The organism is Shewanella sp. MF08487, assembly GCF_050848685.1.
Lineage (GTDB): Bacteria > Pseudomonadota > Gammaproteobacteria > Enterobacterales > Shewanellaceae > Shewanella > Shewanella glacialipiscicola.
Window position 1 is genome coordinate 62576 of sequence record NZ_JBOZPB010000003.1, and the last position, 20550, is coordinate 83125.

The 20550-nt window shown below is 45.5% G+C and carries 22 protein-coding genes; 13 read left to right on the top strand and 9 right to left on the bottom strand.

The window, feature by feature from the left end; genetic code table 11:
• Positions 1-259 precede the first annotated feature (259 nt).
• The 7 genes from tsaB to rnd all read left to right on the top strand — a co-directional run bounded on the left by tsaB (position 260) and on the right by rnd (position 7062).
• Complete coding sequence (gene tsaB, locus ACRN9H_RS02920) at positions 260-973, top strand: tRNA (adenosine(37)-N6)-threonylcarbamoyltransferase complex dimerization subunit type 1 TsaB (RefSeq protein WP_432312395.1); 714 nt, start codon at positions 260-262, stop codon at positions 971-973.
• Positions 974-1079: 106 nt separating this feature from the next.
• The gene (locus ACRN9H_RS02925) at positions 1080-1385 is read left to right on the top strand and encodes a hypothetical protein (RefSeq protein ID WP_107882695.1); all 306 of its coding nucleotides are present in this window, start codon (positions 1080-1082) and stop codon (positions 1383-1385) included.
• Between the two features lie 2 nt (positions 1386-1387).
• Positions 1388-2101 carry a M50 family metallopeptidase gene (locus ACRN9H_RS02930; RefSeq protein ID WP_432312526.1) on the top strand — a complete coding sequence of 238 codons (714 nt, stop codon included), beginning with the start codon at positions 1388-1390 and terminating at the stop codon, positions 2099-2101.
• A gap of 211 nt (positions 2102-2312) precedes the next feature.
• Complete coding sequence (locus ACRN9H_RS02935) at positions 2313-3125, top strand: class I SAM-dependent methyltransferase (protein ID WP_432312396.1); 813 nt, start codon at positions 2313-2315, stop codon at positions 3123-3125.
• Between the two features lie 21 nt (positions 3126-3146).
• Positions 3147-4010 carry an alpha/beta fold hydrolase gene (locus tag ACRN9H_RS02940; RefSeq protein WP_432312397.1) on the top strand — a complete coding sequence of 288 codons (864 nt, stop codon included), beginning with the start codon at positions 3147-3149 and terminating at the stop codon, positions 4008-4010.
• Positions 4011-4214: 204 nt separating this feature from the next.
• A complete protein-coding gene (gene fadD / locus ACRN9H_RS02945; protein WP_432312398.1) occupies positions 4215-5888 on the top strand; it encodes a long-chain-fatty-acid--CoA ligase FadD in 1674 nt (557 codons plus the stop codon).
• Between the two features lie 70 nt (positions 5889-5958).
• Positions 5959-7062: a ribonuclease D gene (gene rnd, locus ACRN9H_RS02950; RefSeq protein WP_432312399.1), complete on the top strand. Its 1104-nt coding sequence runs from the start codon at positions 5959-5961 to the stop codon at positions 7060-7062.
• A 91-nt stretch (positions 7063-7153) separates the two neighbouring features.
• Here the strand turns inward: rnd and minE are convergent, their stop codons facing one another.
• From minE to minC, 3 genes are read right to left on the bottom strand one after another with little or no spacing between them, the layout of a single operon-like run.
• Positions 7154-7411 (bottom strand): cell division topological specificity factor MinE, encoded by a 258-nt coding sequence (minE, locus tag ACRN9H_RS02955; RefSeq protein ID WP_007648439.1) that lies wholly within the window; start codon positions 7409-7411, stop codon positions 7154-7156.
• A 2-nt stretch (positions 7412-7413) separates the two neighbouring features.
• A complete protein-coding gene (minD, locus tag ACRN9H_RS02960) occupies positions 7414-8223 on the bottom strand; it encodes a septum site-determining protein MinD (RefSeq protein WP_432312400.1) in 810 nt (269 codons plus the stop codon).
• Positions 8224-8250: 27 nt separating this feature from the next.
• On the bottom strand, positions 8251-8916 hold the full coding sequence (minC, locus tag ACRN9H_RS02965) for a septum site-determining protein MinC (protein ID WP_432312401.1): 666 nt from the start codon (positions 8914-8916) through the stop codon (positions 8251-8253).
• A 122-nt stretch (positions 8917-9038) separates the two neighbouring features.
• On the opposite strand from minC, the gene ACRN9H_RS02970 reads away from it, so the two are divergent.
• Both ACRN9H_RS02970 and ACRN9H_RS02975 read left to right on the top strand, forming a co-directional pair.
• Positions 9039-9317 (top strand): YcgL domain-containing protein, encoded by a 279-nt coding sequence (locus ACRN9H_RS02970; protein ID WP_432312402.1) that lies wholly within the window; start codon positions 9039-9041, stop codon positions 9315-9317.
• Between the two features lie 143 nt (positions 9318-9460).
• Positions 9461-9901: a YcgN family cysteine cluster protein gene (locus ACRN9H_RS02975; protein WP_006081366.1), complete on the top strand. Its 441-nt coding sequence runs from the start codon at positions 9461-9463 to the stop codon at positions 9899-9901.
• Positions 9902-10003: 102 nt separating this feature from the next.
• On the opposite strand, the gene ACRN9H_RS02980 is transcribed toward ACRN9H_RS02975, so the two are convergent.
• Positions 10004-11524: a methyl-accepting chemotaxis protein gene (locus ACRN9H_RS02980; RefSeq protein ID WP_432312403.1), complete on the bottom strand. Its 1521-nt coding sequence runs from the start codon at positions 11522-11524 to the stop codon at positions 10004-10006.
• Between the two features lie 469 nt (positions 11525-11993).
• On the opposite strand from ACRN9H_RS02980, the gene pheS reads away from it, so the two are divergent.
• The 4 genes from pheS to lpxM all read left to right on the top strand — a co-directional run bounded on the left by pheS (position 11994) and on the right by lpxM (position 16724).
• A complete protein-coding gene (gene pheS / locus ACRN9H_RS02985) occupies positions 11994-12977 on the top strand; it encodes a phenylalanine--tRNA ligase subunit alpha (RefSeq protein WP_006081368.1) in 984 nt (327 codons plus the stop codon).
• Positions 12978-12992: 15 nt separating this feature from the next.
• Entirely contained in the window at positions 12993-15380 is a 2388-nt protein-coding gene (gene pheT, locus ACRN9H_RS02990; RefSeq protein ID WP_432312404.1) for a phenylalanine--tRNA ligase subunit beta, read from the top strand.
• A 3-nt stretch (positions 15381-15383) separates the two neighbouring features.
• Positions 15384-15680, top strand: coding sequence for an integration host factor subunit alpha (gene ihfA, locus ACRN9H_RS02995; protein ID WP_006081370.1), 297 nt, complete (start codon positions 15384-15386; stop codon positions 15678-15680).
• Between the two features lie 105 nt (positions 15681-15785).
• The gene (gene lpxM, locus ACRN9H_RS03000; RefSeq protein ID WP_432312405.1) at positions 15786-16724 is read left to right on the top strand and encodes a lauroyl-Kdo(2)-lipid IV(A) myristoyltransferase; all 939 of its coding nucleotides are present in this window, start codon (positions 15786-15788) and stop codon (positions 16722-16724) included.
• 157 nt (positions 16725-16881) lie between these two features.
• On the opposite strand, the gene hypA is transcribed toward lpxM, so the two are convergent.
• The 5 genes from hypA to hypB all read right to left on the bottom strand — a co-directional run bounded on the left by hypA (position 16882) and on the right by hypB (position 20488).
• Positions 16882-17235, bottom strand: a complete 354-nt coding sequence (gene hypA, locus ACRN9H_RS03005; RefSeq protein WP_432312406.1) for a hydrogenase maturation nickel metallochaperone HypA — start codon at positions 17233-17235, stop codon at positions 16882-16884.
• Positions 17235-18251: a hydrogenase expression/formation protein HypE gene (gene hypE, locus ACRN9H_RS03010; RefSeq protein WP_006086399.1), complete on the bottom strand. Its 1017-nt coding sequence runs from the start codon at positions 18249-18251 to the stop codon at positions 17235-17237. The genes hypA and hypE overlap by 1 nt, the downstream gene beginning before the upstream one ends.
• Positions 18244-19383, bottom strand: coding sequence for a hydrogenase formation protein HypD (gene hypD, locus ACRN9H_RS03015; RefSeq protein ID WP_432312407.1), 1140 nt, complete (start codon positions 19381-19383; stop codon positions 18244-18246). The genes hypE and hypD overlap by 8 nt, the downstream gene beginning before the upstream one ends.
• A gap of 62 nt (positions 19384-19445) precedes the next feature.
• Positions 19446-19691, bottom strand: a complete 246-nt coding sequence (locus ACRN9H_RS03020) for a HypC/HybG/HupF family hydrogenase formation chaperone (protein ID WP_432312408.1) — start codon at positions 19689-19691, stop codon at positions 19446-19448.
• Positions 19691-20488, bottom strand: coding sequence for a hydrogenase nickel incorporation protein HypB (gene hypB, locus ACRN9H_RS03025; RefSeq protein ID WP_432312409.1), 798 nt, complete (start codon positions 20486-20488; stop codon positions 19691-19693). The genes ACRN9H_RS03020 and hypB overlap by 1 nt, the downstream gene beginning before the upstream one ends.
• Positions 20489-20550: the final 62 nt, after the last annotated feature.

The following is a 20550-nucleotide window of genomic DNA, read 5'->3' on the forward strand; positions in this document are numbered from 1 at the left end:
ACAATCAAAGATAAAAAGTTCCCTAAAAGAATAGTGTTTTTAAATTGGTTACTTAACATATGTTTAGGTCGTGCATATCACTCTCGCACTGGCATATCGGGGTATGTTATCCGAGCGCTATTTTAATGGGATTGCGTGCTTAGCCCTTTGTTTTCGGGCATTTGATGTTATTATTTGCGCCAGTTTATTCATGGCATATTCGCAAAGTACAAAAATAGTCTATTTTGATGCGAAATTTTGCCCGCTATCCGGTTTTGAAATGACAATAACACACGAACATCCAGCTTGTATTTTGGCCTTAGATACTTGTACAGAATCTTGCTCTGCGGCACTGCAATATCAAGGTCAAATTTATGCTGAACTTGCCGATGCCCCGCGTGAACATAGTCAGCGCTTATTACCTATGGTCGATTCTGTGCTCAAAAAAGCAGGCATTAGCGTAGATAAAGTGACTGCAATTGCCTATGGTCGAGGCCCCGGCAGTTTTACGGGGATCCGTATTTGTACTAGCATGACGCAGGGTCTGGCACTGGGGTTAGATTTGCCTGTCATTGGTATTTCAACCTTAGCGGCAATGGCACAAATGGCCATTAGCGAGCATCAAGCCGAGCAAGTGTTTTGTGCCATTGATGCGCGCATGGGCGAAGTGTATTGGGGGCAGTTTGTGGCCGTCGATGGTATTGCGACATTAGTCGGTAAAGAAGTGGTCAGTGCTCCTGCCAACGTACAACTTCAGCTTGATACTCAAGCGCCCATAGTGGCTTGCGGCACAGGTTTTGATGCGTATCCGGATTTACTGACACTCGGCAAGGGGATTTTAGCTCTCGACGCCGTGAAATATCCCGATGCAAGGGCTATGCTGATATTGGCTGAGACAGGTATCAAAGCAGGGCTAACAACCTCGGTCGATGAGCTTGAACCTGTATATTTACGTGATACAGTCACATGGAAAAAGTTACCCGGTCGTGAATAAGCTGTTCTTTGCCTGAGTATCTGCGATAGAATCTCAGGCAATTAATGCTAAGCATTCTTTACGATGAATGGCTTAACGATGAATAGTGCAAACTTAAGGCTTTTTGATGCAGATTAATGTGAATCAAACGAGTTTGACGAATGCCGTAGCGAGTAATAGACCCGCTATCGCTCAGGGGCTAACGGCGCCTGAATCGTCACGCCCAGTGATTGAGCAAGATGCCGTCGAAGCCGTCAGTTTAGATAAGCCTAAAAACGCTGCGGGAAATTTACAATCAAGACTTGGTGCACATCTTGAGTATGAACAAGATACCCGCGGTCACCAAGGAGCGATAGCCCAGTATTTACAAACCCAACATGCCGCCAAACGCGATGAAATTCAGCAAATGGTTGGCGTGGACTTGTATGCTTGAACATCAACAAAAGCCTCCCCGTTCAACCTCGATTTTCCTCTTCTAAATTAACAGGTTTAGCCGCCAGCGGTGTGCCAAGCCGTGGCTTGTTTATCATCGAGCTGGTGGTGGCGTTACTCATCACCCGTATTCCTTATTTAAGCGTGCCGTTTAAATGGCTTGAAAGTTATTTTCATGAATTATCCCATGGTATTGCAACGATTTTAAGCTCGGGCATTGTCAGCCATATTCAGCTATTCCCTAACGGCGCAGGCTTTTGTTTTAGCCAAGGGGGTTCGCCGATGTTGATTGGTTTTGCTGGGTATTTTGGCGCGGCCTGTTGGGGATATTTAATCTACTTACTCGCGACTTGGCCAAAGGGGATCCGCGTGAGCTTTGCCTTGCTCGGCGCTTTAGTGGTGCTAAGCGGCTTGCTTTGGGGCCGGGATATCCTCACTCTGGCGATTTTAGCCGTGCTGACTATTATTTTGTTGTTACCGCTTAAACTCAGTCAAAACAAAATGTTGACCCAATTTTTACGTATTATTGGTTTAATGATCATGCTCAATGCGCTGGCGAGTCCGACGGTGTTGCTAGGACTTGGTCAAGGGGATGCGGTGATGTTAGCCGAGCGCACTTGGATCCCCGCGTGGATTTGGGTAGGACTTTGGTTATTAACCAGTGCCGGCGCCTTATATTTTGCGTGGCGCCGTGTCGATAACGCTGCGAATCGATAATTCACAAGGTCTTTTAATACCTCAGGCGTATTGTGTTTCCTCTAGACGTTTTTCCGCTTTACGCTTTGTTGGTTTAGATAAAGGTGAATTGACTCATCACTTTGAGCCATAACCACTTATGTCACTCAAACCTAGATTTTACGACTTCTATTCCTTGGATTTTAACGCATTGGCTGCTAGCTTAGGCTTTCGGTATCCATGGAGAATTAAAATGAAAAAAGTCACCTTAGTTGCCAGCTTACTTATGGCCGGTTTATGTTCCAACGCAACCTATGCAGATGAAAGTTTAGATAAAGCTCTAAAAAGCGATTTTCGTCAGGCTAAAAATGCCAGTCGCGATGTTTATCGTCACCCCGCAGAAACCTTACGCTTTTTTGGCATTGCCCCAACACAGACAGTAATTGAACTTTGGCCAGGTAATGGCTGGTATAGCGAAATATTAGGACCTTATTTAGCCAAAGAAGGCCATTATATCGCCGCCAGTTTTGAAACTGCGCCTGCAACAGATACCCCCGGAAATCGTTATCGTGCTAATGCAGGCACTAAGTATGCAGCGTGGATGATGGCGAATAAAGATGTACTCGGTAATGCCACAATGATTACGTTTGATCCGCCATATAAGATGGATTTAGGCGCCGATGGTAGTGCTGATCTGGTATTAACTTTCCGTAATTTGCACAACTGGGCATCAGCGGATCAGCTCGATAATGTGTTTGCTGCCTCATATAAAGTGTTAAAGGATGGCGGTATTTTTGGCGTAGTAGAACATAGAGCGAATGAAGGGATGAGCCTTAGCACGGGTTATATGAATCAAACCAGTATGATTGATTTAGCTAAGAAAGCAGGTTTTACCTTAGTTGAAACTTCAGAAATTAATGCCAATCCAAAAGATACTAAGGATTATGCTAAAGGTGTTTGGGCTTTACCGCCATCATTTGGCTTGGGTGATAGTGATAAAGAAAAATACCAAGCGATCGGTGAGAGTGACCGTATGACCCTTAAATTCGTCAAAAAATCATCTTAATCGGCTGACATTAGAGGCATTATGTGGCAATCTTTCGCCCCCCAAAATCAAATTGAATTTGTATTACCTCATATTAGGCTCTCGGGGCGATTATGGGGGGCGAAGGATAAACCGTTACTACTTGCTTTACATGGCTGGCTAGACAATGCCAACAGTTTTGAGCCTTTAGCCGCGTATTTACTCGAGTACCAAATTCTCGCGATTGATTGGCCTGGGCACGGTTTTTCGGCGCATAGGCCGGGCCATTATCCCTTGCATTGGGTTGATTATTTGTATGATTTAGATGTGTTATTAACTGTTTTACCGCAAAAGCCCATTGCGATAATCGGACATTCACTTGGGGGAATAATAGCCTCGGCTTACACTGCTGCCTTTCCTGAAAAGGTTAATAAGCTGGTATTAATTGAAGCCTTGAATCCACTGTCTGAGCCAGCAACGCAAGCTAAGGCTAGATTGAGGAAAAGCTTCTACCAACATGAGAAATATTTAACGCAGCAGCATCGACAAATAAAGAGTTATGACAGTATCGACATTGCAATAAAGGCAAGGGCACATTTAACTGGATTGGCTGAGCCTTGGTGTCGTCTGTTACTTGAGCGCAATATGCAGCCAGAAGGTGAAGGCGTGAGTTGGCGTAGCGATCCACGGTTGAGGTTTGATTCACCCCAGCGAATCACTTTTGCTCAAGTTGATGCCTTGATGCAGGATATCTCGGTGGATACTTTGCTGGTTTGTGGAACGCAAGGTTTTAAGCAGTTACAGAGTGCAATCCCTAAAGCTCGAACGTGGTTTAAGCATTTGTCTGAACATATTATTGAGGGCGATCACCACGTACACATGGGTAATGCAGCAAGCGTTGCTCGCTTGACCGAAGAATTCGTTTAATGCTTAACTTTTTAGTCACATAAAAAGGCACTAGGTTTTTTGTTTTTTTTATGTGATGATGATCAAAATTAAAACGCTCGTATGATTTTTGACGAGTAAATCAATAACTATAAAATGTAAGCCGGTATTTTAACTCGGTATTTATCGAGTATTGACGCTTGTATGGATATCGTTTCCACAGTTGTGGAGATTTAGGAGAGAGTAGTGGATCAGCCTTGGATTAATCATTTGCCAAAAGATGTGCCTGCTGAAATAAATGTTGAACAATACTCATCGCTCGTCGATATGTTCGAGACCGCGGTGGCTAAGTATGAAGATCAACCTGCATTTATCAACATGGGTGCCACGTTAACCTATCGCAAATTGGAAGAACGTAGCCGCGCATTTGCTGCATATTTACAAAATGAATTAAAACTTGAAAAGGGCGATCGTGTTGCTTTAATGATGCCAAATTTATTGCAATATCCCATTGCACTATTTGGTGTATTGCGTGCCGGTATGGTGGTGGTTAACGTTAACCCGCTTTATACCCCACGCGAACTGAAACATCAGTTGATTGACTCGGGTGCTAAAGCCATTGTTGTCGTGTCAAACTTTGCTCGTACCCTCGAAGAAGTCGTCGATCAAACCCCAATCAAAAGTGTGATCATTACCCGTCTTGGTGACCAATTAAGTGCGCCTAAACGTACCTTAGTGAACTTTGTAGTGAAGTACATTAAAAAATTAGTGCCAAAATACGATTTACCCCACGCTTTATCGATGCGCGATACCCTATCAAGGGGGCGTCGAATGCAGTACATCAAACCTGAAGTCACTAACGCAGACTTGGCTTTTTTACAATATACAGGTGGCACCACTGGGGTCTCTAAAGGCGCTATGCTGACCCATGGCAATATCGTGGCTAACGTCTTGCAGGCCGATGGCGCTTATTCTCCAGCCTTAGACGATGGCAGCGAGTTTGTCGTTACTGCGTTGCCGCTGTATCATATATTTGCGTTGACAGTGAATTGCTTATTATTTTTACACAAAGGCAGCCAAAATTTACTCATCACCAACCCACGCGATATTCCAGGGTTTGTGGCTGAATTAAAAAAATATCCTTTCACCGCATTGACTGGTGTAAATACCTTATTTAATGCCTTAGTCAATAGTGAGGATTTTGCTGAGCTTGATTTCACTGGCTTAAAACTGTCTATCGGCGGCGGTATGGCGGTGCAAAAAGCGGTGGCGGATAAATGGCAAGCTCTCACTAAAACTCGTTTACTCGAAGGTTATGGTCTGACGGAAGCTTCACCTTTATTAACTTGTTGCCCTTATGATTTAGCAGGTTACAACGGCTCTATCGGCTTTCCTGCGCCCTCTACACAGATCCAAATCCGTGATGACGATGGTAACGTGTTAGCGCAAGGCGAAAAAGGCGAGCTGTTTGGTAAAGGCCCACAGGTAATGAAAGGCTATTGGCAACGTCCAGAAGAAACGGCCAAAGTGATAGACGTTGATGGTTGGTTAGCCACGGGCGATATCGGTTATATGGATGAAAAAGGTTTCTTCTATATTGTTGATCGTAAAAAAGACATGATCCTAGTTTCAGGCTTTAACGTATTCCCGAACGAAGTGGAAGAAGTTATCGCTATGCATCCAAAAGTTATCGAAGTGGCTGCGGTAGGTGTACCAAACGAAGCTAGCGGTGAGTTAGTGAAGGTATTTGTGGTGGCAAAAGATAAATCTTTAACCGCAGAGGACATCATTAAGCATTGCCGTATTCATTTAACGGGATATAAAGTACCGAAGCTGGTAGAATTTAGGGACGAGTTACCTAAAACTAACGTGGGTAAAATCTTGCGACGAGAGCTTAGAGACGAAGTTAAGCACGCGTAAGATTGAAGCCGGCATTTGCCGGCTTTTGTTTTTATGGACTGTGATTGACCCACAGGATCTGGAGAAGAATTTGTCAGCGTTTCAATATGTGAGTGATGAAGCTAGCCTTAATGCTCTCGTTGCCCAATACCAACAGAGTAAAATACTCGTCTTAGATACCGAGTTTGTTCGTACCCGTACTTATTATGCCAAGTTAGGTTTAATTCAAGCCTATGACGGTAAAACCCTAGCCTTAATTGATCCGGTTGCATTACCGGATTTATCACAGTTTTGGGCGCTGTTATCAGATCCAAATATTATTAAGCTAGTGCATTCTTGTAGTGAAGATTTAGAAGTCTTTGCCCATTACGGTAAATGTCAGCCCACGCCGTTATTTGATAGCCAAATAGCTGCCTCGTTATGTGGTATGGGTCATGGGGTGGGTTATGCTAAATTGGTTGAAACTTGCCTTGGTGAAATCATTGATAAAGGCGAGTCGCGTACCGATTGGATCCGTCGTCCGTTAACTGAAGCGCAGCTCAGCTATGCCGCTAATGACGTATTATATTTATATCAATTATATCCTCAGCTTGAAGCTAAACTCAGTGCTCAAGGACGCTTAGCTTGGTTATACGAAGAAGGGGAGCGAATGACTCAGGGCAGGCTTGCTGATCCCGACACCGCTTATTTGAAAGTGAAAAATGCTTTTCAGCTAACCGAAATTCAATTGGCCTATCTTAAAGTGCTTGCTAAATGGCGTCTTGAGAAAGCCTTAGTACGTGATTTAGCCTTAGGTTTTGTCGTTAAAGATCATGGCCTTATCGCTTTAGCTAAGAAGCAACCTAAAACCTCGGCTGATCTGTTTAAGCTTAATGATTTAACTGAGCAGGAAAAACGTATACACGGCAAAGACCTACTACGTGTATTACAAACCGCTGACTTAGTAAATTTACCCGAATTAGTAGATGTGTTAGCGTTAAAACCGGGTTATAAATCGGCCTTCAAAGCCATTAAAAACTGCTTAGTTGAGTTGTGTGAACATCATGATGTACCGCAGGAAATGCTCGGTTCTAAACGTCATATTCATGAGTTTTTGCAATGGCGTTGGGATAAGCAACAAGGGGATTTACCCGCAGTATTATGCGGTTGGCGAGGTAAATTAGCCGCTGAATCTCTAGCAAAGCTTGAAGTCTAGTAGCTTAAGCTTTTGACATGATATTGAAAGTAACCAACAAAAAGCATCATCTTCGACAGAAGATGATGCTTTTGTATTACCGACGTATCACTTATCTGTCAGGTAAAGTGACGTTTAACTCAAGCACTGACAAGTTATCGTCGTTTTGATCTAACTGTACAGAAACTTGATCATCAGAAATCTGCACATATTTACGAATAACGGCAATAATTTCTTGTTTCATCTGCGGGAAATAATCGGGAGTGTCCCTTTGTCCACGTTGATGAGCCACGATGATCTGTAGGCGCTCTTTTGCCATTACCGCAGTGCTAGGCTTTTTCTTGCTTTTGAAATAGTCGAGTAAAGACATAATTAGCTACCAAATATCCGTTGTAAGAAACCTTTCTTTTCTTCCGTAATAAAGCGTACTGGAATATCTTCGCCCAGTAAACGCGCGACTGTGTCACTGTAGGCTAAGCCGGCATCACTTTCTTGATCGATAATCACAGGCACGCCTGAGTTAGAGGCCTTCAGTACCGATTGTGACTCTGGGATAACGCCAAGTAATTCAATCGCTAGGATCTCTTGAACATCGTCCACACTTAACATTTCACCGGATTTTACACGGCTAGGCGAATAACGAGTCAGCAGTAAATATTCTTTTATTGGCTCGAGATTTTGCTCAGCGCGGCGTGATTTACTTTGCAGCATACCTAAAATACGGTCTGAGTCGCGCACTGAACTGACTTCTGGGTTGGTGGTCACAATGGCAATATCGGCAAAATACAGTGCCATCATCGCGCCTTGTTCAATCCCTGCCGGTGAGTCACATATAATAAATTCAAAATCTTTAGCCAAATCGTCTAAAACGCGACCCACGCCTTCTTTGGTTAATGCTTCTTTATCGCGGGTTTGCGACGCGGGTAAAATAAATAATTTATCGCAACGTTTATCTTTAATCAGTGCTTGGTTTAAATTGGCTTCGCCATTGATCACATTGACGAAGTCATAAACCACACGCCGCTCGCACCCCATGATCAAGTCTAAATTTCGTAAGCCGATATCGAAATCGATAACCACGGTTTTGTGTCCTTGCATAGCAAGACCAGTGGCAATCGCAGCACTCGATGTGGTTTTACCTACGCCGCCTTTTCCTGAAGTGACAACAATAATTTGTGCCATGTTTCTCTCTGTCCTTTGTTCTGCCATTTAGAGGGGCAATGATTCAACCATAAGCGACTCACCGTTTAGGCGAATACAGCCGCTTTTATCTGAGCTATGTTGTTGTAGATTTTCAGCGAGCCAATATTGTCCAGCTATTGAAACGAGTTCGGCCTCTAGAGAGTGGGCAATGATAACGGCGCTGGTATCGCCCGCCGCGCCCGCCATGGCTTTTCCTCGTAATGCGCCGTAGATATGAATGCTACCATCTGCGATGACTTCTGCGCCATTGCCTACCGCACCAAATATGATTAAATCACCATTTTTTGCATAGACTTGTTGGCCTGAACGAATATTTTGCTTCACTATTTTAGTTTGACGCGGCGCTGGTGGGGGAGTACTGCTTTGTTTCCCTGCTTTAACGATGGCGAGGCCTAAATCTTTGGCCTGTTTATTGATCACGGTTGTCGCACCCGTTATACCAACAATGACTAATTGACGTGAGATCAGTAGATCTTTTAAATCTCTCAAATTTAAGCTGTCGTGTTGAATGGCGCTGAGATTAACAACCAAAGGTGCACCCAGAAAAAACTGAGGAGCCTGTGCTAATTTGCTGTCCAACTCATGCATCACAGCCTGTAAATCGCTGCTATTAATATGAAGCACTGAAAGAGTAAAAGAAGCGCCTTTTAACTCTACGCTAGGTTTTGACATCCCGGCACTATTCTCCAGAAATCATCAGCCTGTTCGCTGATTTTACAATTAAATTACTAGGCGACCATGTTATAGTGTGCCCCATTGACTGGCAAGTTTGAACTATTGGATATTTGATTCTTATGCTATGTGCCGTTTATAAAAGTAGTCGAAAGGCTGATACTTATTTATTTGTGAAGAAAAGAGATTTTTTTGACGATGTTCCCGCGCCTTTAATGGAAATGTTCGGTGTACCTAAGCTGGTGATGGTGTTTCCTATCGCTAAACGCGACGCGTTAGGAATGGCAGATATACATAAAGTCAGAGCGGCCATGGCAGAAAATGGCTTTTATTTACAAATTCCGCCACCTCAGGTGAATTTATTGACTGAGCATAAGCTGAGCTTTGGGATCAAAGATTAAGTTGGCAGCATCAAGACGCTGCTAATGAGCTCAGGCGCGTCAAACCACACTCGTTAATCTCAGTGGCATTGCGTATCTGACGACAAATTAGTGTAAAATAGCCCGCATTGAGCGGGTTTTTTATTAAGAAGATACAGTTAATCATGGCATTTTGGCAGAGCAAAACATTAGCGCAGATGAGCGCAACCGAGTGGGAATCCCTGTGTGATGGCTGTGGTAAATGTTGTTTAAACAAGTTGATAGATGATGAAACCGAAGACTTGTATTACACCAATGCAGCTTGCCTTTTACTCGATCATCAAACGGCGGGCTGTCAGCATTACAGTGACCGTTTCACCCATGTCCCCCAATGTACAGTGATCACGATTGATAATATCCATGAGTTAACTTGGTTGCCCGACAGTTGTGCCTATCGCCGCCTTGCGGCAGGGCGTGAGCTACCGAGCTGGCACCCGCTGCTTACAGGCTCCAAAGAAGCGATGCATTTAGCGGGCATGTCTATTCAAGGCAAGGTGGTTGATGAAAGACGCGTGAAAGATATCGAAGATCATATCGTGCTATGGCCGCTCAAAGATGTGGATTAATTGCTTTGCAGTCAGTTTGCTGATTAAAGAGTAATAAATAAGGGAGCGATTATCGCTCCCTTATTTATTGTGGGCTTTAGATTGAAAGTGGCAAAATTATTGCTAGATTTTTAACCCTATCATTAGCTCATCAAGTTGTCCTGCCGTTGCTTGTAGCTCATCACAACCAGAAACCGATTGGTTGGCTGATTGTTCCACATCGTGGGACTGGTTACGAATTTCCATTAGGTTGGTGGCAATTTCGTTGGCTACTGCCGATTGTTCGTCGGCAGAGGTGGCAATGAGCACACTCATTTCAAACACTTTATTGCTGTGGTGAGCAATCGCATCGAGATCTTTACCGGTTTGCAATACGTGCAGTTTACCCTCATTGGCCTGAGTCACTGTACGTGACATCACTTGGGTCAGGTTGCGTGTGCCAGATTGCAGCGATTCGATCATGGTTTTAATTTCAACCGTGGCTGTTTGAGTACGCCCCGCCAGCGTACGCACTTCATCAGCAACGACCGCAAAGCCACGACCCTGTTCACCCGCGCGTGCCGCTTCAATAGCCGCATTGAGGGCCAGCAAGTTGGTTTGCTGGGAAATGGCATTAATGGTTGAAACCACTTCATCAATTTTGCTGGCATTGTCATTGAGAATACCGACCGCATTGGAAGCGGCAGATATTTCATCCGATAACAAATCGATAGCTTTAACTGTGGTTTCAATGTCTTTGCCGCCTGCGCTAACTTGTTTATTAGCTTCTTGGGTTTCGGCGGATGATTGCTCGGCATTGCGGGCGACTTCCTTCACTGCTGCAGTCATTTCTTCCATTGCTGTGGCTAAAGAGTCCAGATGTTGTCTCTGGTTAACCGCTAAGGATTGACCTTGCTGCGCCGTGCTACGAAACGATGATACAACTTCGCGTATTTTAGCGGTCGATTCTGCGATTTGTTTTACTAAGGTATGTTGACGTTCTACTAAGGCATCAATGCTGATGGCTAAGATACTGAACTCGTCCTTTACTTCGAAGAAGTTTAAACGCCCCGTTAAATCACCCGATGCGGCCCGTTTTAATGCCATTACTGTTGTATAAAGTGCGCCGCCTACGAAGGTTGAAATGTAATAGCTGAACAAAAAAAGCACAAACACGAGTGCCGCCATTAGGCCATAAACCAGCAGGTTATCGTTGGCGAGAAGGGCATCAATTTCATTGTTATCTAAGGGAATAATCGTGATCAGGTTTTGATCGTTAACGCGACTCACAGCTCTTGGTTGCTTACCGCTATCATCAATGCCGCCGCCACTACGAGCAATCGCTTGTATTTTACTGTCGGCGTCATTGATTGAAACAATGTTGACATTACCTTCAATTTCGCGGCTAAGTTGATTAAGGATAGTTTGGCGTTCTTGCTCAGGTAGTTTGTTATATAAGCTGCCAGTGACTTGGTTGATTTGTTGTGAAGCATTTTGCAGACTGTTGAGCTGTCCTTGAATTAAGGTTTGCTGGGATTGGTTATCTAGAAAAAGCGCCAGTCCAACAATCATCAACATGGGAACGATAGAGAGAATAGCGAATTTAGTTTTTAAGGTCATATGGATAAGATATTGATCTATCCAGCGAAATTTTACTTCTTTCATTAGTGCCTCGATAAAATGGGCTGTTAACCGAATGTATATCGGTCAGTTTGCCATAGACTTTATAGTTTTCTGTTTTGTAATGATTTATATGGTTAATGTAGTCTAATTGCAGTCGTTATTGTGTTGTTTGCTGCAACTTTGGCAAGGTACAGGTGTGAGTTTACAGTTTAGTTACAAATACTGCTAGTTGCTGAAAGCGGAAGTTGTTTACGTCAGAATCGAGGTTTGGGTTTCCCCTTGAGCAAAACTCAGGCTCTGAACTGGGGTAACACATGAATTTGCATGATAAAAACCCCCAATAAGCCCTAGTAATATGCCGCTCGCTCGCGTAAAATTTCTATCCTTTTATTTCGTTATAGCTAGCAAAGCGTCTGGCATTAACGCCCGATAACCTGAGCACCCAAATAGCCTGAAAGTTTGGCGCCCATAGCACTTGTTTATCAAGCGCGACTATGCAGTGGAAGAGAAAATGCAGCAGTTAACTGAGATCGTAGAACAAGCCTTAGTCATTATTGACCAGGCCAGTGATCTAAAAGCACTGGATGATATCCGTGTCGATTACCTTGGGAAGAAGGGTAAGATCACCGACATGATGAAAATGATGGGTAGCTTAAGCCCTGAAGAAAAGCCAGCCTTTGGCCAAGCGGTCAATGATGCTAAACAGGCTATTCAACAAAAATTAACTGAGCGCATCGATGGTCTGAAGAGTTCGGAACTGGAAGCCAAATTAATCGCTGAAAAGATTGATGTGACTTTGCCAGGCCGCACCCAAGAGATCGGTGGCTTGCATCCTGTGACTCGAACCATTGAGCGTATCGAAACCTTTTTCGGGGAATTAGGGTTCTCGGTAAAGCAGGGGCCTGAAATTGAAGATGACTTTCACAATTTCGATGCACTGAATATCTCTGAGCACCACCCAGCACGTGCTGATCATGATACCTTTTATTTCAATCCTAAACTGATGCTGCGTACCCAAACTTCGGGCGTGCAAATCCGTACTATGGAAACTGAAAAGCCACCATTACGCATTATTTCTCCGGGTCGTGTTTATCGTAACGATTACGACCAAACGCACACGCCAATGTTCCACCAAGTGGAAGGGTTGTTGGTTGATGAGCATGTTAACTTTGCTGAATTGAAAGGCATTTTGCATGACTTCCTGCGTAACTTCTTCGAAGAAGATCTGCAAGTGCGTTTTCGTCCGTCTTACTTCCCCTTCACTGAGCCTTCAGCAGAAGTGGATGTGATGGGCAAAAATGGTAAATGGCTAGAAGTGCTTGGCTGCGGTATGGTACATCCCAATGTGCTGCGCAGCGTTGGCATAGATCCAGAAAAATACTCTGGTTTTGCTTTTGGTATGGGTGTCGAGCGCTTAACTATGTTGCGTTACGGCGTAAACGATTTACGTGCGTTTTTCGAAAACGACCTACGTTTCCTGAAGCAATTTAAATAACGGAGCTGTAATAGCATGAAATTTAGCGAATCTTGGCTTCGTGAATGGGTAAACCCTTCAGTCAGCCGTGAAGCATTATCCCACCAGATCACTATGGCCGGTCTCGAAGTCGATGACGTTGAAGCCGTAGCTGCCGATTTTAGCGGTGTAGTTATTGGTGAAGTGGTTGAGTGTGGTCAGCATCCCGATGCTGATAAACTGCGCGTCACCAAAATCAACGTTGGTGGTAGCGAACTTATCGATATCGTCTGCGGTGCACCAAACTGCCGTCAGGGTCTTAAAGTGGCCGTGGCTATGGTTGGCGCGGTATTACCTGGCGATTTCAAAATCAAGAAAGCCAAACTGCGTGGCATGCCATCAGAAGGCATGTTGTGCTCGTACAGCGAGCTTGGCATTAACGTCGAAAGCGATGGCATTATCGAATTGCCATTGGACGCGCCATTAGGCACTGACATCCGCGATTATCTGCAACTTAATGATGCCGTTATCGATGTGGATTTAACGGCTAACCGTGCCGATTGCTTAGGCATGGCAGGTCTTGCCCGTGAAGTGGGCGTGTTAAACCGCCAAGCAGTGGTTGAGCCACAGTGGCAAGCCGTTACGCCAACGACAGATGCACAGGTCACGATTAACGTTAAGGCGCCAGCCGCTTGCCCACGTTACTTAGGCCGTGTGGTTAAAAGCGTCAATGTGAAAGCGCCTACGCCATTATGGATGCAGGAAAAACTGCGTCGTAGCGGTATTCGCTCTATCGATCCCATCGTAGATATCACTAACTTTGTGTTGATTGAATTCGGTCAACCTATGCACGCTTTCGATCTGGCCAAGTTAACGGGCGATATCCAAGTGCGTTTAGGCACTGGCGAAGAGAAAATCACCCTGCTTGATGGCAGCGAAGTGACCATTCCAAGCGATACCTTAGTGATCGCCGATGATGCGCGTCCATTAGCCCTTGCAGGCGTGTTTGGCGGTGAATACTCAGGCGTGAGCGACACGACCCAAGACATACTGCTTGAATGTGCCTTCTTCGCGCCTCTTGCCATTATGGGTAAGTCACGTCGTTTAGGTTTGCACACAGATTCATCACACCGCTTTGAGCGTGGTGTTGACCCTGAGATGCAACACAAGGTTATCGACCGTGCTACGCGTTTAGTACTGGATATCTGTGGCGGTGAAGCTGGCCCTGTAGTTGAGGCTAAATCAGAGGCTGATTTACCCAAACCTGCACAAATCGTTTTACGTCGTAGCAAGTTAGATAGAATCCTCGGTCACCATGTACCTGATAACGATGTCGTTGAAATCCTACAACGTTTAGGTTTTAGCGTCGTTGTTGGCCAAGATAGCTGGCAGGTCACTACCGCGACTTATCGTTTTGATATGGCGATTGAAGAAGATTTGATCGAAGAAGTGGCCCGTATTTACGGTTATAACAATATCCCGAATACGGCGCCTGTTGCCGCGCTGCGTATGTCTGATCATAAAGAATCTGACTTAAGCCTAAAACGCGTGCGTGCCTTATTGGTCGCTCGCGGCTTCCAAGAAGCGGTAACCTACAGCTTTGTCGATCCAAAATTGCAAAATCTGGTTCATCCTGGTTTAGACGCTATGGTGTTACCAAACCCAATTTCCAGTGAAATGTCGGCCATGCGCCTGTCAATGTTCACCGGTTTATTGGCCGCAGTGGGTTACAACCAAAGTCGTCAACAGAGTCGTGTGAGACTTTTTGAGACAGGTCTACGCTTTGTTCCTGATATCAATGCAGAATCCGGTGTAAGGCAGCAAGCAATGCTCGCTTGTGTCATTACTGGGCTCCAAAATGATGAACATTGGTCGATGGAATCGAAAACTGTTGATTTTTTTGACCTTAAAGGTGATTTAGAGGCTATTATCGGCTTGACAGTTTCCGTCTCAGAATTTAGCTTTAGAAGGGCGACACATTCTGCTCTCCATCCGGGGCAATGTGCTGAAATATTGAGAAATGATCGAGTGATCGGTCATATAGGTGCAATCCATCCTAGTTTGGAGAAGCCTTTTGGACTCAATGGTAAAACCATCGTTTTTGAGTTGGAATTGGATGCTTTATTGCATACCAGTTTACCGCTAGCCCAAGCTGTATCTAAGTTTCCAGCTAATCGTCGTGACATCGCAGTCGTAGTAGATGAGAGTGTGTCTGCAGGTGATGTGATGAAATTGATAAGAAAAGTTGGCGAAAATCAGTTGGTTGGCATAAACTTGTTCGATGTATACTTAGGTAAAGGTGTTGAACCCGGCAAGAAGAGCCTGGCGATAGCACTTACATTACAAGACACTACTCGTACGCTTGAGGAAAAAGAGATTGCTGAGACGGTTGCTTCAGTTGTTTCTGCCCTTAAGTCCGAGTTCAACGCATCGTTGAGGGATTAAAGTATGGCACTTACCAAAGCCGAAATGGCAGAACATCTTTTTGAAACACTCGGAATGAACAAACGTGTCGCCAAAGAGATGGTTGAGTCTTTTTTTGAAGAGATTCGGGGCGCCCTCGAAAGTGGTGAGCAGGTCAAGTTATCTGGCTTTGGCAACTTCGACCTTAGGGACAAGAATCAAAGACCGGGAAGGAACCCAAAAACAGGCGAAGATATCCCGATTTCTGCTCGTCGTGTCGTGACTTTCCGTCCTGGCCAAAAGCTGAAAACTCGTGTAGAAGCAGCAAACACGGGTAAGTAATTTCGTTTGTTTGATGGGAAGGCCACTCCTTTGAGAGTGGCTTTCCTGTTTATTTTTTTAGTGCAATATTTTCATTGTCCTTATTCACTGTCTGAGGTGATTTCTTTGTCAAGACAGCCTAAACATTTCGACCGTCGTTTTAAACTCGTCCTATTACATCCTAAATACTGGGCCTCTTGGTTGGCGATCGGTCTATTAGTCATTTTTGGACTCATGCCTGCATGGCTGCGTGATCCTATTGCAAGATTATTAGCAAAAATAGTGATACCGATTGCTAAAAAGCCCATTCGCATTGCTCGAGCTAACTTAAAAGCGTGTTTTCCTGATAAATCTACCGCTGAAATCGAAGCGTTAATTCAACAGAACGTGCAAAATTTTGTCCTAGTGTTGTTAGCCCAAGGCGAATTGCTGGTGCGCTCAAAAGCGCATTTACGTCGTCGAGTTAATCTGCTCGGCTTTGAGCATGTGGTCAAGGCACAAGCGGCGGGGCAGCCGATTATTTTTGTTATGCCTCATGTATGGCCGATAGATTATGCTGGTTTACGCTTAAATATTGAGTTACCTATGGTGACGATGGCCAAAGCCCATAAAAACGGCTTATTTAATTGGTTTAGTAATCGTGTTCGCAGCAGTTGTGGTGGCCATGTGTATATGCGTGAGGCGGGTATTCGTGCGTTATTAGCTGAGCTTAAGCGCGGTAACAGTTTCTTTTATCTTCCCGATGAAGATTTAGGGCCAGGACAAAGTGTGTTTGCGCCTTTTTTAGGCACAATTAAGGCAACATTACCTGTTGTTGGGCGTTTAGCGCAGGCGGGTAATGCCCAAGTGCTGCCAGTAAAGATTGGCTACAATCAAACGTCACGCCAATTTGATCTCACTGTGATGGCGGCCGTTGCGCCTGAAGACATGGTGGGCAAAGAAAACGAAGCGTTGGCACTGAACAAAGTGGTCGAGCAAGTTATCTTAGCTTACCCAGAGCAGTATATGTGGTTCCTGCGGTTGCTCAAGACGCGCCCAGAGGGTGAAGCTTCTATCTACATCTGATGGCGTGACTGAAATAGTGTGGTTTAAAATGGCTTTGAGCGCTAAGTGCTCGAAGCCATTTTTGTTTTGAGGGGTATTCTTGTTGATGGCACTCTTTATTGATTGAGATCTTGATCAACTCTGCTGTCGTTAACAATGCAGATTACAAATGAAGGATTTAATCTTCCTCCTGCTCCATTTCAAGTTGCATCAGTAGCATGTCTTCGCCATCAAGTACGCGGGTGCGATAGCTTTGACACGCAGGGCAGACGACGGTGCGTTCACTCAGTACGGATTCGCTCTGGCAGTCTTGGCAAAGTATTACTAGCGGCTGGATTTGGATATTGAGCAGGGCTGCGTTGCAAATGCCATCGAGCTTAAAGGTATCGAAGGCCGTTTGCAGCAGGCTAGGTTCAACCCCGCTCATGACCCCCAGTTTGATATCCACTCGGGTGATTTTATCGGCATGATTGGCCTGCGCGTGCTGTTCGCATTGCTCAATCAGGGCACTCACAATCGAATATTCGTGCATCAGCAAATCCTTGGCAGCAGTTCACCTTGGGGAAGATCGAGATAACGCTTAGTATTCCAAGGCGTTCTTAGTACGACTTTCCCCACTAAATCCTCACTCACTGTGCCGATTATCGCTGCATGCTCACAGCGGCCAAAGCGTTGCATGATCTCGAGCGCACCTAAGGCGATGTCGTTGGGGACGGCGAGGATGAAAGTGCCTTCGTTGGCAAGATCCATGGCTTCGAAACCATAGAGTTCACACAGGCCTTTGACTTCATCGCTGACGGGAATACTGGCCTCATTGACAGTAATGCCGACATTGGAGGCGACGGCCCATTCATTGAGCACAGCCGATAAGCCACCGCGAGTCGCATCGCGCATCGCATGAATGGGAATATTGGCGGCGATCAATTGCTCGACTATGGGCCAGAGCGTCGCGCAGTCACTTTGCAATGCCGATTCGAGTGTGAGTCCTTCACGCGCCATTAAAATCGCTGCGCCGTGGCAACCAATATCACGGGAGACGATAATGGCATCGCCCACAGCGATATTTGCTGCTGAGATGTTGGGACGCAAGATGCGGCCAATGCCTGAGGTATTAATAAATAAACCATCGGCGCAGCCCTTGGGTACGACTTTAGTGTCGCCGCAGACAATCCGCGCGCCACTTTGTTTGAGCTCTTTTGCCATGCTGCGGACAATAGTCGTTAAATCATTGATAGAAAAGCCTTCTTCTATGATCACGCTACAGCTCAGATATTGAGGCTCTGCGCCCATCATAGCGAGATCGTTGACTGTGCCTGCGATGGCGAGTTTGCCGATATCGCCGCCGGCAAAAAACAAAGGTGAGACGGTAAAAGAGTCAGTAGTAAAGGCGTTGGCGCCGTGCAAATCGAGTTTGGCAGCGTCTTCTTCGCTACGAAGGATTGGATTATCAAACTCGGCAAAAAACAGATCACGGATCAGTTTATTCATTTCTTTGCCGCCACCGCCGTGGCTGAGCTGAATGGATTTATCTTTTAGCGTATCAGCCATGATGTGGCTCCTTGATATCGATACCTTGATAGCGGTAATAGGCGTTGCAAGCGCCTTCGGAGCTGACCATGCAGCTGCCTAGGGGCGTTTCGGGATTGCAGCCGCGGCCAAAAACTTTACAGTCCTTTGGTTTAGCAAGCCCACGAAGAATGTCGCCACACTGGCAGGCTTTATGATCGTCAATTTCTTTCACGGGTAGGCGGTCTTTAAAGCGCAGTTCGGCGTCTCTATGAGCATATTCTGGTTTGAGCTGCAGCGCTGAATTGGGGATAGGACCGAGGCCGCGCCAGCGAAATTGCGGTCTGACATTAAAGAATTGATTCACTTTGGCCTGCGCCGTGAGGTTACCGTCTTCCGATACCGCGCGGCTGTATTGGATATCGAGCTCCGCTTTGCCCGCGGCTTTTTGGCGCACAATCCGTAAAATCGACTCCATCACATCAACGGGTTCAAATCCTGCGACAACCACAGGCGTACCATAGTTTTCGACTGTGCTGCGATAGATTTTGGCGCCGCTGATCACGCTCACATGGGCGGGGCCGATAAAGGCATTCACTCTGGCTTTCGGGTCGTGCATCACGGCATCAATCGCTGGCGGCACTAATACATGATTGATATGAAAGAGTAGATTTTCGAGTTTTTCGTGTTCGGCCAGCTGCAATAAAATCGCTGTCATTGGGGTTGAGGTTTCAAAGCCAATGGCGAAAAACACCACGGTTTTATCGGGATTATCGCGGGCAATTTTGAGCGTATCTAAGGGATCATAAATCGGCCGAATATCGCATCCTTTCGCCCTAAAACTGGCTAAGGAACCCTTAGAACCGGGCACACGGATCATATCGCCCAGCGTCACGAAGATGACATTCTCTTGGGAGGCCAGCGCCGCCGCTTGGTCAATGCGCTCTTTCGGCATAATGCACACAGGACAGCCTGGACCGTGGATAAACTCAATGTTATCAGGCAGTAAATCCAGCAAGCCGTATTTCATAATAGTGTGGGTATGGCCGCCACAGACTTCCATGATATTGATTGGTTGCTTAACTAATTTAGCGGTTAACTGAATATCCCGTGCTAAATTGGCAATCGTTTGGGGATCGCGAAAGCCTTGATAGAGGTGTTTTAGTTCAAGCATGCTTTTTCCTCGGTGCACTCGATAGGGGTGCGCCTTGCGACTTAATCCTGCACTGCTGATGGTCAGTGTATGGCTTCATTTTCAAGCTTAGTGACGATTTCTTTGTATAGATCAATGCTTTGCTGCGCATCTTCCTTGTCAATTATGTTCATCACAAAACCAATATGGATAAGTACATAGTCGCCAATTTCCAGTGGCTCATTCATTAAATGACTGCTGACATCGCGGCGCACGCCTAAGGTGTCGACGGTGACGCTTTGGCACTCAATATCGACCGCCACCACTTGGGAAGGTATGGACAAGCACATTATTGTGCACCTCGAATGTTGTCTTTAATCCAAGCGGCTACAGCCTGCATGGAGTCGCCATCTTTAATTGAGACTTCAATCAGTTGAGTTGCTGGATTGAGTTTTTTAAGCTGCGCTCTGGCTTCGTCCAGCTTGAAATCAAAATAGGGCAGTAGATCGCACTTAGTGATAAAAACTACATCGGCTCGGCGGAACATCACGGGATATTTCTCAATCTTATCATCGCCTTCTGGCACGGACAGCAGCACGATATTTTTGTGGGTACCTACGTCATAACTGGCTGGGCAGACGAGATTGCCGACGTTTTCGACAAAGCAAATATCCAGCCCTTCAAGTGGCAGATGATGCAGGGCGCCGTGCACCATAAAGGCGTCAAGGTGACAGGCGCTGCCCGTTTGAATTTGATAGGCTGTAATGCCTTTCGCGATGAGGCGGTCAGCATCGCGGGAGGTTTCTAAGTCGCCTTCGATCACCGCATAGTTGAGCTGCGTGTATTCTTTGAGATTTTCTAATAGGGTGGTTTTACCGCTGCCAGGGCTACTCATGATGTTGAAGGCAGTAATGTTATGTGCCTCAAAGTGGGCGCGGTTATGACCTGCTTCGACATCATTTTTATCTAAAATTTTGTGGATGACTGATAAGGTTTTTTTATCGTTTAACTGAGGATTGGTGTGTAACTCTTGATGGCTATGCTCATGAGAATGTGAATGGTCATGATTATGCTCATGGCTATGGGCATGCGCGCCTAGATGATCATGGTCGTGGCGGGTAAGGGAGCAGCCGCAGTCTTTACACATTTTACCTCTCCTTGTATCGGCAGAGTACGAGAACTTTGCCTGACAAATAATGATTGATGTAC